The sequence below is a fragment of the Pseudomonas sp. IT-P171 genome, from assembly GCF_949767765.1.
GTDB classification, from domain to species: Bacteria; Pseudomonadota; Gammaproteobacteria; order Pseudomonadales; family Pseudomonadaceae; genus Aquipseudomonas; species Aquipseudomonas fluorescens_B.
Map to the genome: position 1 here is coordinate 63,776 of NZ_CATKQN010000057.1, position 16,127 is coordinate 79,902.

The 16,127-nt window shown below is 58.2% G+C and carries 13 protein-coding genes; 9 read left to right on the forward strand and 4 right to left on the reverse strand.

Annotated features, from left to right (window positions below; genetic code table 11):
• Nucleotides 1–5: 5 nt before the first annotated feature.
• From ACM6I5_RS24555 to map, 4 genes are all read right to left on the reverse strand, one after another.
• Complete coding sequence (locus ACM6I5_RS24555) at nucleotides 6–749, reverse strand: M12 family metallopeptidase (protein WP_414884867.1); 744 nt, start codon at nucleotides 747–749, stop codon at nucleotides 6–8.
• Between the two features lie 158 nt (nucleotides 750–907).
• A complete protein-coding gene (gene dapC, locus ACM6I5_RS24560) occupies nucleotides 908–2,107 on the reverse strand; it encodes a succinyldiaminopimelate transaminase (RefSeq protein WP_414884868.1) in 1,200 nt (399 codons plus the stop codon).
• 174 nt (nucleotides 2,108–2,281) lie between these two features.
• Nucleotides 2,282–4,984 (reverse strand): [protein-PII] uridylyltransferase, encoded by a 2,703-nt coding sequence (locus ACM6I5_RS24565; RefSeq protein WP_017336699.1) that lies wholly within the window; start codon nucleotides 4,982–4,984, stop codon nucleotides 2,282–2,284.
• A gap of 45 nt (nucleotides 4,985–5,029) precedes the next feature.
• Entirely contained in the window at nucleotides 5,030–5,812 is a 783-nt protein-coding gene (gene map / locus ACM6I5_RS24570) for a type I methionyl aminopeptidase (protein WP_017336700.1), read from the reverse strand.
• 373 nt (nucleotides 5,813–6,185) lie between these two features.
• Between map and rpsB the strand changes: the two genes are divergently transcribed.
• The 9 genes from rpsB (at nucleotide 6,186) to bamA (ending at nucleotide 16,112) form a co-directional block, all read left to right on the forward strand.
• Complete coding sequence (rpsB, locus tag ACM6I5_RS24575) at nucleotides 6,186–6,923, forward strand: 30S ribosomal protein S2 (RefSeq protein WP_007907989.1); 738 nt, start codon at nucleotides 6,186–6,188, stop codon at nucleotides 6,921–6,923.
• Between the two features lie 193 nt (nucleotides 6,924–7,116).
• Complete coding sequence (tsf, locus tag ACM6I5_RS24580; protein WP_017336701.1) at nucleotides 7,117–7,980, forward strand: translation elongation factor Ts; 864 nt, start codon at nucleotides 7,117–7,119, stop codon at nucleotides 7,978–7,980.
• A gap of 209 nt (nucleotides 7,981–8,189) precedes the next feature.
• Nucleotides 8,190–8,933 (forward strand): UMP kinase, encoded by a 744-nt coding sequence (pyrH, locus tag ACM6I5_RS24585; RefSeq protein ID WP_003189161.1) that lies wholly within the window; start codon nucleotides 8,190–8,192, stop codon nucleotides 8,931–8,933.
• A complete protein-coding gene (frr, locus tag ACM6I5_RS24590) occupies nucleotides 8,930–9,487 on the forward strand; it encodes a ribosome recycling factor (RefSeq protein WP_008028968.1) in 558 nt (185 codons plus the stop codon). The genes pyrH and frr overlap by 4 nt, the downstream gene beginning before the upstream one ends.
• A gap of 13 nt (nucleotides 9,488–9,500) precedes the next feature.
• Nucleotides 9,501–10,256, forward strand: coding sequence for a polyprenyl diphosphate synthase (gene uppS, locus ACM6I5_RS24595; protein ID WP_017336702.1), 756 nt, complete (start codon nucleotides 9,501–9,503; stop codon nucleotides 10,254–10,256).
• Nucleotides 10,256–11,068: a phosphatidate cytidylyltransferase gene (locus tag ACM6I5_RS24600; protein WP_017336703.1), complete on the forward strand. Its 813-nt coding sequence runs from the start codon at nucleotides 10,256–10,258 to the stop codon at nucleotides 11,066–11,068. Before uppS ends, ACM6I5_RS24600 begins: the two co-directional genes overlap by 1 nt.
• Nucleotides 11,065–12,255 (forward strand): 1-deoxy-D-xylulose-5-phosphate reductoisomerase, encoded by a 1,191-nt coding sequence (gene ispC / locus ACM6I5_RS24605; RefSeq protein ID WP_017336704.1) that lies wholly within the window; start codon nucleotides 11,065–11,067, stop codon nucleotides 12,253–12,255. The genes ACM6I5_RS24600 and ispC overlap by 4 nt, the downstream gene beginning before the upstream one ends.
• A gap of 53 nt (nucleotides 12,256–12,308) precedes the next feature.
• Nucleotides 12,309–13,661, forward strand: a complete 1,353-nt coding sequence (rseP, locus tag ACM6I5_RS24610; protein ID WP_017336705.1) for a sigma E protease regulator RseP — start codon at nucleotides 12,309–12,311, stop codon at nucleotides 13,659–13,661.
• A 75-nt stretch (nucleotides 13,662–13,736) separates the two neighbouring features.
• A complete protein-coding gene (gene bamA, locus ACM6I5_RS24615; protein WP_017336706.1) occupies nucleotides 13,737–16,112 on the forward strand; it encodes an outer membrane protein assembly factor BamA in 2,376 nt (791 codons plus the stop codon).
• Nucleotides 16,113–16,127 lie beyond the last annotated feature (15 nt).

A 16,127-nucleotide genomic window follows, 5' to 3' on the forward strand; every position in this document is an offset into this window, starting at 1 on the left:
ATAATTCAGGGGTAAATTTGACGAGCGAAGGCTTTATCACCTGCACTGAGTTGACGATTCTCTGGCTGCTCCCAATCGCCGATAGTGCATATATTTAACACTTGGTAGTGCATGATGGAGTGTCGGTCGTAGGCGGTGTAAGTTTGATCGCTGTTACGAGGGAGGGGGAAAAGATTTTTATCTACAGTCTCTTTCGACCAGCCAAAATTCTGTTTGTATAACTGGTAGGTGTTTTCTCTGTTCCAGGGAATAGTCGCATCGGGATGTTGATGTTCATGGGTCAAGCCCAAGGCATGCCCGAACTCATGAATGACAAGCGCTTCATAGCCGATGGAGGTGTAATCTGTTCCCAGCAGCAATGTTGGCTCCGTAGCGGGGGTTGCTCGCGCGTCGGTACCGAGTGCCGAGCGTCCGGTGCCGTTGTACAGCCGGGACAGGTAAATCCGGATATCACCTTCGTACAAGTCTTCGTCGTCAACCAGTTCAACGAATTCGAAAGTCAGATTGACGTAGGGCAGCCATTGCTTGATGGCATTTTTGACTATTTCAAACCCGCCATCGTCATAGTCGCTGATAGCGATTTTTAACGTTCTGCCGGGTGCCCAGTATTTAGTGTGTTTGCCGATAGATCGCTTGTTGCGCCCGGATGACGTGTTGGGTGAATTGGCCGGGTTTTCGCTAATGGCGGCTTCATAAGAAGCCGTACTATCTGCGGGTGTTTCTATGAGGCAAGGAGTGATAGTTGTCATTATAACTTCCATGTTGGTTATGTATTTAGGCGGGAGGGTGTTGTGGTTAAAGAGGTTAATCTGAGAGTGTGTATAAATAAAGTTTGTTTTTTGGTTGTGCTGTAACTTTGTATTTGAACAAGCCTGCACTGCGTTGCACAGTGCAGGCTTGACTAATATTACTGGCGGCGAGAAATAAAGTTGTGAATGCGTTCGGCCGCTTCAACACATTCCGCCAGTGGAGCCACCAGCGCCATCCGCACTCGGCCGGCACCCGGATTGAAACCATCAACTTCCCGAGACAGATACGAGCCTGGCACCACAGTCACATGTTCCTCAACGAACAGATCGCGGCAGAACGCTTCATCATCGCCAGCAACGTTCGGCCACAAGTAGAAACCGCCATCCGGGCGTTGCACGTCCATCACCGGGCCGAGGATTTTCAGCACCGCATCATACTTCTCGCGATACAGCGCACGGTTGGCCCGCACATGCACTTCGTCATTCCAGGCGGCAACGCTCGCCAGTTGCGTTTGAACCGGCATCGCGCAGCCGTGATAAGTGCGGTACAGCAGGAAGCCTTTGAGAATGTCGGCGTCACCCGCGACGAACCCCGAACGCAGGCCTGGCAGGTTGGAGCGCTTGGACAGGCTATGGAACACCACGCAACGCTTGAAGTCCTTGCGACCCAATTCCGCACAGGCGCTGAGCAGGCCGGCCGGTGGGGTTTGTTCGTCGAAGTACAGTTCGCTGTAGCACTCGTCCGCCGCAATCACGAAGTCGTATTCGTCGGCGAGGGCGATCAGCTTTTTCAGGGTTTCAACCGGGATCAACGCGCCAGTCGGATTGCCTGGCGAGCACAGAAACAGGATCTGGCAGCGTTTCCAGATGTCCGGGGAAACGGCATCGAAGTCCGGGTTGAAGCCGTTTTCATCCAGGCACGGCAGGTAATGCGGCTTGGCGCCGGCGAGGAACGCAGCACCTTCATAGATTTGATAGAACGGGTTCGGGCTGACCACCAGCGCATCGTCGCCACGGTTGACCACGGTCTGGGTGAAGGCGAACAGTGCCTCACGCGTGCCGTTGACCGGCAGCACGTTGCGCGCCGGGTCGAGCCAGCCGCTCGGGAGGTTGAAGCGGCGTTCGCACCACGCGGCGATGGCTTCACGCAGCGCCGGAATACCGAGTGTTGTCGGGTAAACGGCCATCTGATCCAGATTGCTGGACAGGGCTTCGGCGACAAAGCTTGGCGAACGGTGCTTCGGCTCACCGATGGACAAGGCGATAGGGCGTTTGTCCGGGTTTGGCGTGACGCTGCCGAGCAGGGCGCGGAGCTTCTCGAACGGGTAGGGCTGGAGCTGGGTCAGAGCGTTGTTCATCGGGGGCCTCTTTCATTGTGGGGGCGAGCCCTGTGGCGAGTTGGTTTATCCCCGTTGGGGCGCGAAGCGGCCCCGGCATTTCAAAGTTAAACCGCGTTTACGACTGCTTCGCAGCCGAACGGGGATAAATCCCCTCGGCACAGGGCTCGCCCCCACAGGGGGAAATTTGTTAATTCAGATGCTGATTCGCGACATCTTGATATCGGGTTCGTTACTGACGGTCAGCTGCTCAACGATCGCATCCTGCAAGCGGCTGCACAGCAATGGGTCGGACAATGGCTGGTTATTGGCGTCGGTGATGAAGAATACGTCTTCCACGCGTTCGCCGAGCGTCGCAATCTTGGCGTTCTGCAGCGACAGGTCGAACTCCAGGAAAATCGTACCGATCCGCGCCAGCAAGCCCGGCCGATCCGGGGCACTGAGCTCCAGCACCGTCACCGGCCGCTGGGCGTCGTTGTGGATCGTCACCTGCGGTGCAAACGCGAAATGCTTGAGCTGGCGCGGCACCCGTCGCTGGATGATCGTCGGGTAATCGTCCGGGTTGCGCAGGGCTTCGGTCAGGCCTTCGCGGATCTGTTTGACCCGTGCCGGATTATCGCCGATCGAGTCGCCATCAGTGTCGAGCACGATGTAGGTGTCGAGGGTGAACTGACTGCTGGACGTGATGACCCGGGCGTCGTGAATGTTCAGGTTCAACTGATCCATCGCCGCCACGGTCACGGCGAAGAAGTCGTGCTGGTCCGGCGCATAAATGAAGATCTGCGTACCGCCCTCGAACTCGCGCTGGGTGGTTTCCTTGATCAGCACCAACGGCCCGCCATCGGCCGGCTGCTGCAGGATCGCGTCGGTGTGCCAGGCCACGTCGCCGGCAGTGTGACGCAGGAAATAATCATCACCCAATTGCGACCACAACTGTTCGACGTCGTCCGGGTCGTTGCCGCCGCGCACCAGAATATCGAGGGCGGCGCTTTGGGTCTGGCGGATCTGCATTTCACGATCCACCGGATTCTCCAGGCCGCGGCGCAAGGCGCGCTTGGTCTCGGTGTAGAGCTGGCGCAACAGGCTGGCGCGCCAGGAGTTCCACAGTGTCGGGTTGGTGGCGTTGATGTCGGCGACGGTCAACACGTACAGATAATCAAGGCGGGTTTCGTCACCGACGATCTGCGCAAAATCGTGGATCACTTGCGGGTCGGACAAGTCTTTGCGCTGGGCAGTGGTCGACATCACCAGGTGGTTCTGCACCAGCCAGACGATCAGGCGGCTGTCCCACACTGGCAATTGATGTCGCTGGCAAAAGGCCTCGGCATCCACGGCGCCGATTTCCGAGTGATCGCCATGCCGGCCCTTGCCGATGTCGTGGTACAGCCCGGCCAGGTAGATCAACTCGGGCTTGGGCAGCTTGCCCATGAGCTTGCTGGCCAGCGGGAATTTTTCCGACACTTGCGTGTATTGCAACTTACGCAGGTGCTTGATCAGGTTCAGCGTGTGCGCGTCGACCGTGTAGATGTGAAACAGGTCATGCTGCATCTGCCCGACAATGAAGCCGAACTCCGGCAGATAACGCCCGAGAATGCCGTAACGGTTCATCCGTCGCAGGTTGCGGTGGATGCCGATCTTGCACTTGAACAGCTCGATGAACAGGCTGGTGTTACGAATATCGTTGCGGAAATCGTCGTCGATCAAATGACGGTTTTCCCGCAGCAGACGAATCGTGTCGGCACGCACGCCCTTGATTTCCGGCTGCTGGGCCATCAGCACGAAAATCTCGAGCATGGCGAACGGCGTGCGGCGGAATACGTTGTCGTTACGTGCCTCGATGTAACCGTCGTGCAACTGGAACCGCGAGTTGATCGGTTGCGGCGGCGCTTCATCTTCCGGCGCCAGGATGACTTCCTCGAAGTGCTGGATGATCAGGTCGCTGAGCTGCGCGATGCTCATGACCACCCGGTAATACTGCTGCATGAAGTTTTCGATGGCTTGCTTGGCGTCATCGCCCTCGAAGCCCAGCAGGCCGGCAATCGAACGCTGGTGGTCGAACAGCAAGCGGTCTTCGGAGCGACCGGCGAGCATGTGCAGCGCGTAACGAACCTTCCACAGGAATTCCTGAGAAGAGGCCAGCAGGGCATTTTCGCTCTCGACCAGGAAACCTTCCCCGGCCAGTGCCCGCAGGTTCAGGGTGCCGTACTCGCGACGGGCCACCCACAGAATCGTCTGAATATCCCGTAGTCCGCCGGGCGAGCCTTTGACGTTGGGTTCCAGGTTGTATTCGGTGTCGTTGTACTTGTGGTGACGGGCCTTCTGCTCGGCGCGCTTGGCCAGGAAGAAGTCCTTGCTCGGCCACATGTGCGCGGTGCTGGTGACATCCAGCATGCGCTGACGCAGGCGTTCGGGGCCGGCGATGGTGCGGCTTTCCATCAGGTTGGTGATCACCGTCAGGTCGGCGCGGGCTTCTACCGCGCATTCGTCGACGGAGCGAACGCTCTGACCGACTTCCAGGCCGATGTCCCACAACAGCGTCAGAAAACGCTCGATGGAATCACGGAAAACTTCGTGGTCGGCGCTGTCCAGCAGGATCAGCAGGTCGATATCGGAGAAAGGATGCAACTCCCCACGACCGTAGCCGCCGACCGCGACCAGCGCGATGTCGGCGTCTTCGCTCCAGTTGAACTGCTCCCAGGCCTTTTGCAGGATGTTGTCGACGAACCAGGCGCGATCCTCGATCAGTCGGCGAATCTCCCGGCCGCTGCGAAAGCGTCCGTCAAGGACCTCTCGGGCCTGGCGGATCGCCTTTTTGAAAGCAGCGATCGGGCTGGCCTTCAGGGCCAGTTCAGCCTGGAACTGGCCACGGTCGAAGAGTTCGGGATCCACCTGCGGCATCGATTGGCTTTCCTTTCTATAAGGCTGGGAGCGGCGCGGTCCGGATCAGGCCGAAACGCGCGGGATGGTGTCATCGCTGCGCAAGGTGAAGATCTCGTAACCGGTCTCGGTCACTACCAATGTGTGCTCCCACTGTGCCGACAACTTGCGGTCCTTGGTGATCGCGGTCCAGCCGTCGCCCAGCACTTTTGTGTCGGCCTTGCCCTGGTTGATCATCGGCTCGATGGTGAAGGTCATGCCGGCCTTCAGTTCCATGCCGGTGCCGGCGCGGCCGTAGTGCAGGATCTGCGGCTCTTCGTGGAACACCTTGCCGATACCGTGGCCGCAGAACTCGCGAACCACCGAGAAACCGTTCTTTTCGGCGTGCTTCTGGATCACTTCACCGATGTCGCCCAGGCGGCAGCCGGGTTTGACGATCTCGATGGCCTTGTACATGCATTCCTGGGTCACTTGCGACAGGCGCTCGGCCCAGACCGGCACAGTGCCGACGTGGAACATGCGGCTGGTGTCGCCGTGGAAGCCATCCTTGATCACGGTGACGTCGATGTTCAGCGTGTCCCCGTCCTTCAATGGCTTCTCGTTCGGAATGCCGTGGCAGACCACGTGGTTGATCGAGGTGCAGATCGACTTCGGGTAGCCCTTGTAGTTGAGCGGGGCAGGAATGGCCTGCTGCACGTTGACGATGTAGTCGTGGCAGATGCGGTCCAGCTCTTCGGTGGTGATGCCCGGCTTGACGTGTTCAGCAATCATTTCCAGGACATCGGCGGCCAGTTTGCCGGCGACACGCATTTTTGCGATGTCCTCCGGGGTTTTGAGGGTGACGGTCATACAGGCTCTCTCTGCGCTCGATGGCGCTTGCTAACACGGAATGGGCAATGTGCGATCGATGTTCGCCGCCCTGAAAAACGCGATTCTAACAGACGATCAGCGCAAATCTGAGCCTCTGTGCATCGCTTCTCTCTATAGATGGGCGCATTCTTGAGCGATTCCAAGGGCGCGGATGAAGGCGCGCGTCAGGAATTGAGAATCCGGGTTCCGTTTTTGCGAGCCCTGTGGTATAAAATGCGCCGCTTTCCGGGGATGCCCCGAAAGGCTTAAATCCACACACGTGTCGACACGATGACCTGGGTGCCTTCAGCTGATGCTGCTGGTTGGTCATTGGGATACGTGGAGGCCAAACCCGACTTATTAAGGAACTATCATGTCCCAAGTCAACATGCGCGATATGCTGAAGGCCGGTGTGCACTTCGGTCACCAGACCCGTTACTGGAACCCGAAAATGGGCAAGTACATTTTCGGCGCGCGTAACAAGATCCACATCATCAACCTTGAAAAAACCCTGCCAATGTTCAACGAAGCTCTGACTTTCGTAGAGCGTCTGGCCCAGGGCAAAAACAAGATTCTGTTCGTTGGCACCAAGCGTTCCGCTGGCAAGATCGTTGCTGAAGAAGCAGCACGTTGCGGTTCGCCGTACGTCGATCACCGCTGGTTGGGCGGCATGCTGACCAACTTCAAAACCATCCGTGCTTCCATCAAGCGTCTGCGTGACCTTGAAGTGCAAGCCGAAGACGGTACTTTCGCCAAGCTGACCAAGAAAGAAGCGCTGATGCGCACTCGCGATCTTGAGAAGCTCGATCGTTCCCTGGGTGGTATCAAGGACATGGGCGGTCTGCCAGACGCTCTGTTCGTTATCGACGTTGATCACGAGCGCATCGCGATCACCGAAGCCAACAAGCTGGGCATCCCGGTTATCGGCGTAGTCGATACCAACAGCAGCCCGGAAGGCGTTGACTACATCATCCCAGGCAACGATGACGCAATCCGCGCTATCCAGCTGTACATGGGTTCGATGGCTGACGCTGTAATCCGCGGTCGCAACCACGTTGCTGGCGGCACCGAGCAGTTCGTTGAAGAAGCTCCGGCAGCTGCAGCTGAGTAATTGACGCCTTGGCGTTGACTCAGTAAGCAAAAAGGGGGCTTGGCCCCCTTTTTGCCACCTCGAAAACCATTTGTCTGGTGGCGCAATTACAGCGTTTGTAACTTGCAGCTGCTAACAAGGGTGGTTCGGGAAGAATTGAACGCCCGTTCGATCGGGTGGAATGGTTGAAAACCTATCCAAGAGGAATTTTGAAATGGCAGAGATTACTGCAGCGTTGGTCAAAGAACTGCGCGAGCGTACTGGCGAAGGCATGATGGACTGCAAAAAAGCCTTGACCAAGGCTGGCGGCGACATCGAAAAAGCCATTGATGACATGCGCGCTTCGGGCGCCATCAAGGCTGCCAAGAAAGCAGGCAACGTAGCTGCTGAAGGCGCGATCGCACTGAAGGAAGACGGTAAATCCGCCGTTCTGCTGGAAGTGAACTCGCAGACCGACTTCCTGGCTCTGCAGGACGACTTCAAGGCATTTGTCGCTTCCAGCGTTGAAAAGGCGTTCGCTGACAAACTGACTGACGTCGCTCCGCTGATCGAAGCTCAAGAAGCCGATCGCCTGGTTCTGGTCGGCAAGGTTGGCGAAAACGTCAACATCCGTCGCCTGGTTCGCGTTGAAGGTGATGTGGTTGGTGGTTACCTGCACGGCAACAAGATCGGTGTTGCGGTTGTTCTGAAGGGCGGCAACGTTGAGCTGGCCAAAGACATCGCTATGCACGTAGCGGCCAGCAACCCTGAGTTCCTGCTGCCATCGGAAGTTTCGGCTGAAGCTATCGAGCGCGAAAAAGCTGTGTTCCTGCAGCTGAACGAAGAAAAAATCAAAGGCAAGCCAGAAAACATTGTTGAGAACATGGTCAAAGGCCGTATCAGCAAGTTCCTGGCTGAAGCGAGCCTGGTTGAGCAGGCGTTCGTCAAGAACCCTGAAGTCAAGGTCGGCGAACTGGCCAAGAAAGCCGGTGCTGAAATCGTTTCTTTCACCTACTTCAAAGTAGGCGAAGGCATCGAGAAGCCGGTCGACAACTTCGCTGAAGAAGTTGCTGCCCAGCTGGCTGCCGCCAAGCAATAAGACGGTTTTTCAACTGTCGCCCTGAAGAGGCTGCCCGCTTACGCGCGCAGCCTCTTTTCAGATGGGGCACCAATTTTTATTGGTTTCCCTTTGGAACTGGCTTACAAAGCCATGTTCCGATGGCGCTGAAGCAGCGCCAAGCTAGAGTGAACGCCAGCTGTAAACAGCTCGCAAAGAATTTTTAAAATACGCCGCAGGAGAGATTCGCAATGGCTCAGCAGGGCAGTGGTTATCAGGCTCGCTATAAACGCATTCTACTCAAGCTTAGCGGCGAGGCCCTGATGGGCTCGGAAGAGTTCGGGATCGATCCGAAAGTTCTGGATCGCATGGCGCTGGAAGTCGGCCAACTGGTCGGCATCGGTGTCCAGGTCGGTCTGGTGATCGGCGGCGGCAACCTGTTCCGCGGCGCAGCGCTGAGCGCAGCCGGCATGGATCGGGTCACGGGCGACCACATGGGCATGCTGGCCACTGTGATGAACGCCCTGGCCATGCGCGACGCGCTGGAACGTGCCAATATCTCGGCCATCGTGATGTCGGCCATTTCCATGGTTGGCGTGACCGATCACTATGATCGCCGCAAAGCCATGCGCCACCTGAACTCCAAGGAAGTCGTGATCTTCGCGGCTGGCACCGGCAATCCGTTCTTTACCACGGATTCGGCAGCCTGCTTGCGTGCGATCGAAATCGACGCTGACGTCGTGTTGAAAGCGACCAAGGTCGATGGTGTCTACACCGCCGATCCATTCAAGGACCCGCATGCCGAGAAGTTCGATCATCTGACCTACGATGAAGTGCTGGATCGCAAGCTGGGCGTGATGGATCTGACGGCCATTTGCCTGTGCCGCGACCACAAGATGCCGTTGCGCGTATTTAACATGAACAAGCCCGGCGCCCTGCTGAACATCGTGCATGGCGGCGCTGAAGGGACCCTGATCGAGGAAGGCCAACAATGATCAACGAAATCAAGAAAGACGCTAAAGAGCGTATGCAGAAATCCGTCGAGTCGCTGATGCACAACTTCGGCCGTATTCGTACCGGTCAGGCGCACCCGAGCATTCTGGAAGGCGTGATGGTGCCGTACTACGGTTCCGATACTCCGATCAAGCAAGTGGCGAACATCACCGTCAAGGACGCCCGTACCCTGCAAGTCGTTGCCTTCGAGCGCAACATGCTGGGTGCTGTCGATAAAGCCATCGGCAGCGCCGGTCTGAACCTCAACCCGACCAACCTGGGTGAGCTGCTGCTGATCTCCATGCCGGCCCTGACCGAAGAAACCCGCAAGGGCTTCACCAAGCAGGCCCGCGATGTTGCTGAAGACGCCCGTGTTGCCGTGCGCAACATCCGTCGTGACGCGAACAGCCAGCTCAAGGATCTGGTCAAGGAAAAGGAAATCAGCGAAGACGAAGAGCGTCGCGCCACTGGCGAGATCGATGATCTGACCAAAAAGTACGTGGCTGAAATCGACGCGAATCTGGCGCAGAAAGAAAAAGACCTGATGGCCGTATAAGGGTCGCGTTTTCATGGAAAAGACCAAGCAGGTTGCGCCGTCCGCGGTGCCGCGCCATGTCGCGATCATCATGGATGGCAATAATCGCTGGGCGAAAAAACGCTTCATGCCGGGTGTCGCCGGGCATAAAGCGGGTGTGGATGCGGTTCGTGCAGTGATCGAGGTGTGTGCCGAGGCCAAGGTCGAGGTATTGACCCTGTTCGCCTTTTCCAGCGAGAACTGGCAGCGCCCGGCCGATGAGGTCAGTGCCTTGATGGACCTGTTCTTCAAGGCATTGCGTCGCGAGGCCAAGCGCCTCAACGAAAACAACATCAGTCTGCGCATCATTGGCGACCGTTCGCGTTTTCATCCAGAGCTTCAGGCGGCCATGCGCGAGGCTGAAGCCATGACCGCGGGCGCCAATCGCTTCGTCCTGCAGATCGCCGCCAACTACGGCGGTCAGTGGGACATCGCGCAAGCCGCGCAGCGTCTGGCGCGGGAAGTTCAGGCCGGTCATCTGCGTCCGGAAGACATTACCCCGGAACTGTTGCAAGCCTGCCTGGCCACCGGCGACCTGCCGTTGCCGGACCTGTGCATTCGCACCGGTGGCGAACACCGCATCAGCAACTTCCTGTTGTGGCAACTGGCCTACGCCGAGTTGTACTTCTCCGACCTGTTCTGGCCGGACTTCAAACACGACGCCATGCGCACCGCGCTGGCCGATTTCGCTTCTCGTCAGCGTCGCTTCGGTAAAACGAGCGAGCAGGTCGAGGCTGGAGCCCGGGTTTAATGCTTAAACAACGAATCATCACTGCGCTGATACTGCTGCCGATTGCCTTGTGCGGGTTTTTCCTGCTTGAAGGTTCCGGCTTCGCGCTGTTCATCGGGTTGGTCGTAACCCTCGGTGCCTGGGAATGGGCGCGCCTGGCGGGTTTCGCCGCTCAACCGATTCGCGTCGCCTACGCAGCAGTGGTCGCGTTGATGTTGTTTGTCATGCACATCCTGCCGGGACTTGCGCCCTGGGTGTTGGGTGCCTCGGTGCTGTGGTGGGGCGTGGCGACGTATCTGGTGCTGACCTATCCGCGTTCGAGCGAGCATTGGTCCGCAGCAGCGACCAAATTGGTGATCGGCCTGTTGATTCTCCTGCCGGCATGGCAAGGTCTGGTCGAAATCAAAAAACACGATTCCGGCAATGGCAATCTACTGATTTTGGCCGTGATGGTGCTGGTCTGGGGTGCCGATATTGGCGCCTATTTTTCCGGCAGGGCCTTCGGCAAGCGCAAGCTCGCGCCGCTGGTCAGCCCCGGCAAGAGCTGGGAAGGCGTGTATGGCGGCCTGGCGCTGAGCCTGGTCATCACCGTCATTGTCGGCCTGGTTCGCGACTGGACGGTTGCCGAGCTTTTCAAAGGGTTGATCGGTGCGGCCATTATCGTGTTCATCTCGGTGGTGGGCGACCTCACCGAAAGCATGTTCAAGCGCCAGTCCGGGATCAAGGACAGCAGTAATCTGCTGCCCGGTCACGGCGGTGTGCTGGATCGCATCGACAGCCTGACGGCCGCGATCCCTGTATTTGCTGTGCTGCTGTGGATGGCGGCACCGTGAGCCGCCCGCAGCAGATTACGGTCCTGGGTGCGACCGGTTCGATCGGTCTGAGCACGCTGGACGTCATTGCCCGACATCCCGAGCGGTATCAGGTTTTTGCCTTGAGCGGCTTCACGCGTCTGAGCGAGTTGCACGCGCTTTGCGTCCGGCATGTGCCGCGGTTCGCCGTCGTGCCAGAGCACAACGCCGCCCGGGTGTTGCAGGACGATTTGCGTGCAGCCGGTCTGTCGACTCGCGTGCTGGTGGGGGAGGCGGGCCTGTGTCAGGTCGCCTCCGATCCTGACGTCGACACGGTCATGGCGGCCATTGTCGGTGCGGCGGGCTTGCGTCCGACCCTGGCGGCAGTTGAGGCCGGTAAGAAAATTCTGCTGGCCAACAAAGAAGCGCTGGTGATGTCCGGCGCGCTGTTCATGCAGGCCGTACGCAAAAGCGGTTCGGTGCTGCTGCCGATCGACAGCGAGCACAACGCGATTTTCCAGTGCATGCCACAGGATTTTTCCCGTGGGCTCGGGGTCGTGGGCGTTCGTCGGATCTTGCTGACAGCCTCTGGCGGTCCGTTCCGGCAGACACCCTTGGCCGAACTGGCCGATGTAACGCCTGAGCAGGCCTGTGCGCACCCGACCTGGTCCATGGGGCGCAAGATCTCCGTGGATTCGGCGAGCATGATGAACAAGGGGCTCGAGCTGATCGAAGCCTGCTGGCTGTTCGACGCCAAGCCTTCCCAGGTCGAAGTGGTGATTCACCCGCAGAGTGTGATTCATTCGCTGGTCGACTACATCGACGGTTCGGTATTGGCGCAGCTGGGCAATCCCGACATGCGCACGCCGATCGCCAACGCCTTGGCCTGGCCGGAGCGTATCGATTCGGGCGTTGCTCCGCTGGATCTGTTCGCCATCGCACGCCTGGACTTCCAGGCGCCCGATGAAGAGCGTTTCCCATGCCTGCGCCTGGCGCGTCAGGCCGCCGAGGCGGGCAATAGCGCGCCAGCCATGCTCAATGCGGCAAATGAAGTAGCAGTCGCCGCCTTTCTCGACGGGCGGGTTCGCTATCTGGAAATCGCGAGTATCATCGAGGAAGTCTTGAATCTCGAGCCTGTGGTAGCGGTGAATGATCTCGAGGCGGTGTTCACGGCTGACGCGAAGGCGCGAGCCCTGGTGGAGCAATGGTTGAGTCGCCACGGGCGGTAAGTGCTGCAACAGGTTGGCCCATGCAGCACTGGATAGGATTGCGGAGAAAGTAGATGAGCGCGCTCTATATGATTGTCGGCACCCTGGTAGCCCTGGGCGTGCTGGTCACCTTCCACGAATTCGGCCATTTCTGGGTCGCGCGTCGCTGTGGGGTCAAAGTGCTGCGCTTCTCCGTGGGCTTCGGCATGCCGTTGCTGCGCTGGCACGACAAGAAAGGCACTGAGTTCGTCGTCGCCGCGATTCCGCTGGGTGGCTACGTGAAGATGCTCGACGAGCGCGAAGGCGAAGTGCCGGCCGATCAGCTCGATCAGTCCTTCAATCGCAAGTCCGTCCGTCAGCGCATCGCAATCGTGTCGGCGGGGCCGATTGCCAACTTTTTACTGGCGATGATTTTTTTCTGGGTGCTCGCGATGCTCGGCAGCGAGCAGGTGCGGCCTGTCATCGGTGCCGTAGAGTCGGGCAGTATCGCGGCCAAGGCCGGTTTGAGCCCGGGTCAGGAAATTGTCGCCATCGATGGTGAGCCAACGTCGGGTTGGGGTGCGGTCAATCTGCAGCTGGTTCGTCGTCTGGGTGAGAGCGGTTCGCTGCAGGTGCTGGTGCGCGATCAGGGGTCCACAGCGGATTCGCCTCGTGAACTGGTCCTGGATAAATGGCTCAAGGGCGCGGATGAACCGGATCCGATTCGCTCGTTGGGTATTCGTCCTTGGCGTCCGGCGTTGCCGCCAGTGCTGGCCGAGCTTGACCCGAAAGGTCCGGCGCAGGCAGCGGGCCTGAAAACCGGTGACCGGTTGTTGGCGCTTGATGGCAAGGCGCTGGATGACTGGCAGCAGGTGGTCGATACCGTTCGTACGCAACCAGATACCAAAATCATGCTGCGCATCGAGCGCGATGGTGCTCAAATCGACGTCCCCGTGACGCTGGCCGCTCGTGGCGAGAAGAAAGCCCCCAGCGGTTATCTGGGGGCTGGGGTGAAAGCGATCGATTGGCCACCGGAGATGATTCGCGAGGTCAGTTACGGTCCTTTGGCTGCGATTGGCGAGGGGGCTCGACGCACTTGGACCATGAGCGTACTGACCCTCGATTCACTCAAGAAAATGTTGTTCGGTGAGCTCTCGGTAAAAAACTTGAGTGGACCGATAACCATTGCTAAAGTGGCGGGCGCTTCTGCCCAGTCGGGCGTCGCTGATTTCCTGAATTTCCTTGCTTATCTGAGTATTAGCCTGGGGGTTCTGAATTTGTTGCCCATTCCTGTACTGGATGGGGGGCATTTGTTGTTTTATCTGATCGAGTGGGCGCGTGGTCGTCCCTTGTCGGATCGGGTGCAGGGTTGGGGGATACAGATCGGCATCAGTTTGGTGGTCGGGGTGATGTTGCTTGCTCTGGTCAATGATTTGGGCCGTCTGTAACACTTCGCTGATATTGCGAATCTGCCGCATTTTGCGGCAGTTTGTTTATTGCCAGTTGGAATAAGAAAGGACTTCATGAAACGTCTGCTGCTAACTGCGGTTCTCACCGTATTGATGATCGCCGAAGTTCACGCCGAGTCCTTCACTATCTCTGATATTCGCGTCAATGGCCTCCAGCGGGTCTCCGCGGGTAGCGTCTTTGGTGCCTTGCCGTTGAACGTCGGTGAACAGGCGGATGATCGCCGCCTGGTGGAATCCACTCGTGCGCTGTTCAAAACCGGGTTCTTTCAAGATATCCAGCTGGGCCGCGATGGCAACGTCCTGGTCATCACGGTAGTCGAGCGCCCGTCAGTCGCCAGTATCGAGATCGAAGGTAACAAGGCGATCTCCACTGAAGACCTGATGAAAGGCCTCAAACAGTCCGGTCTGGCCGAAGGCGAGATCTTCCAGCGTGCCACCCTTGAAGGTGTACGTAACGAACTGCAGCGCCAATATGTCGCGCAGGGTCGCTACTCGGCTACCGTCGACACCGAAGTGGTGCCGCAGCCGCGCAACCGCGTCGGCCTGAAGGTCAATATCAACGAAGGCACCGTCGCTGCTATCCAGCACATCAACGTGGTGGGTAACACGGTCTTTCCTGACGAAGACCTGATCGACCTGTTCGAACTCAAGACCACCAACTGGTTGTCGTTCTTCAAGAACGACGACAAGTACGCTCGTGAAAAGCTTTCCGGTGACCTGGAACGTCTGCGTTCCTACTACCTGGACCGTGGCTACATCAACATGGATATCGCTTCGACCCAGGTGTCCATTACGCCGGACAAGAAGCACGTCTACATCACCGTCAACGTCAACGAAGGCGAGAAGTACACCGTTCGTGACGTCAAGCTGAGCGGCGACCTGAAAGTCCCTGAGGACCAGGTCAAGTCGTTGCTGCTGGTTCAGAAAGGCCAGGTGTTCTCGCGCAAGCTGATGACCACCACCTCCGAACTGATCACCCGCCGTCTGGGTAACGAGGGCTACACCTTCGCCAACGTCAACGGCGTGCCTCAGCCGCACGATGAAGACCACACCGTCGATATCACGTTCGCCGTCGATCCGGGCAAGCGTGCCTACGTCAACCGCATCAATTTCCGAGGCAACACCAAGTCCGAAGACGAAGTGCTGCGCCGTGAAATGCGTCAGATGGAAGGTGGCTGGGCTTCGACTTACCTGATCGACCAGTCCAAGACCCGTCTTGAGCGTCTCGGCTTCTTCAAAGAAGTGAACGTCGAAACCCCTGCCGTACCGGGTGTCGATGACCAGGTTGACGTGAACTACAGCGTTGAAGAACAAGCTTCCGGTTCGATTACCGCCAGCGTCGGCTTCGCACAGAGTGCCGGTCTGATCCTCGGTGGTTCGATCACCCAGAACAACTTCCTGGGTACGGGTAACAAGGTCAGCGTCGGCTTGACCCGCAGCGAATACCAGAGCCGCTATAACTTCGGTTATGTCGACCCGTACTGGACTGCTGATGGCGTGAGCCTGGGTTACAACGCGTTCTATCGCACCACTGACTACAAAGACCTCGACGTCGACGTAGCCAGCTATGCCGTGGACAGCCTGGGTGCGGGCGTGAGCGTCGGCTACCCGATCAGCGAAACGTCGCGCCTGACCTTCGGCCTGACTGCGCAACAGGACAAGATCAAGACTGGCCTGTACACCGTTGACGAGATCTTCGACTTCGTTAACAAGGAAGGCGACAACTACCTGAACTTCAAGGCTTCGGCCGGTTGGTCGGAATCGACCCTGAACAAGGGCGTACTGGCGACACGTGGTCATTCCCAAAGCCTGGTGCTGGAAACCACGACGCCGGGCAGCGACCTGTCGTTCTTCAAACTCGATTACCGTGGCCAGTTGTTCCAGCCACTGACCGAAAACTACACCATGCGCCTGCATACCGAGCTGGGTTATGGCGATGGCTACGGTTCGACCGATGGCTTGCCGTTCTATGAAAACTACTATGCTGGTGGTTTCAACTCGGTTCGTGGTTTCAAGGACAGCACCTTGGGTCCTCGCAGTACGCCGAGCCGCGGCACCAACCCGGGTACGGCTCTTGATCCGGACCAGGATCCGCTGCCGTTCGGTGGTAACGTCTTGATCCAGGGCGGGGTAGAGGTCCTGTTCCCTCTGCCGTTCGTCAAAGATCAGCGCTCCCTGCGCACCTCGGTATTCTGGGATGTGGGTAACGTTTTCGACTCAACGTGCAAAGACACCACCAATGCGAACGGTTCGTCGTCCAACACCAAGTGCAACGACATCAGCCTGAGCAACATGGCTAGCTCCGTCGGTGTGGGTGTGACATGGGTTACCGCGCTGGGTCCTCTGAGTTTCGCGTTGGCCATGCCGATCAAGAAACCGGATGAGGCTGAAACTCAAGTGTTCCAATTCTCCCTCGGCCAGACGTTCTAAGCGTCTGACCCAAGA

Excerpts from the sequence above, each read along its gene's own strand:
- ACM6I5_RS24555 (WP_414884867.1), bottom strand. The coding sequence starts at position 749 with ATGACAACTATCACTCCTTGCCTCATAGAAACACCCGCAGATAGTACG.
- dapC (WP_414884868.1), bottom strand. The coding sequence starts at position 2,107 with ATGAACAACGCTCTGACCCAGCTCCAGCCCTACCCGTTCGAGAAGCTC.
- ACM6I5_RS24565 (WP_017336699.1), bottom strand. The coding sequence starts at position 4,984 with ATGCCGCAGGTGGATCCCGAACTCTTCGACCGTGGCCAGTTCCAGGCT.
- map (WP_017336700.1), bottom strand. The coding sequence starts at position 5,812 with ATGACCGTCACCCTCAAAACCCCGGAGGACATCGCAAAAATGCGTGTC.
- rpsB (WP_007907989.1), top strand. The coding sequence starts at position 6,186 with ATGTCCCAAGTCAACATGCGCGATATGCTGAAGGCCGGTGTGCACTTC.
- tsf (WP_017336701.1), top strand. The coding sequence starts at position 7,117 with ATGGCAGAGATTACTGCAGCGTTGGTCAAAGAACTGCGCGAGCGTACT.
- pyrH (WP_003189161.1), top strand. The coding sequence starts at position 8,190 with ATGGCTCAGCAGGGCAGTGGTTATCAGGCTCGCTATAAACGCATTCTA.
- frr (WP_008028968.1), top strand. The coding sequence starts at position 8,930 with ATGATCAACGAAATCAAGAAAGACGCTAAAGAGCGTATGCAGAAATCC.
- uppS (WP_017336702.1), top strand. The coding sequence starts at position 9,501 with ATGGAAAAGACCAAGCAGGTTGCGCCGTCCGCGGTGCCGCGCCATGTC.
- ACM6I5_RS24600 (WP_017336703.1), top strand. The coding sequence starts at position 10,256 with ATGCTTAAACAACGAATCATCACTGCGCTGATACTGCTGCCGATTGCC.
- rseP (WP_017336705.1), top strand. The coding sequence starts at position 12,309 with ATGAGCGCGCTCTATATGATTGTCGGCACCCTGGTAGCCCTGGGCGTG.
- bamA (WP_017336706.1), top strand. The coding sequence starts at position 13,737 with ATGAAACGTCTGCTGCTAACTGCGGTTCTCACCGTATTGATGATCGCC.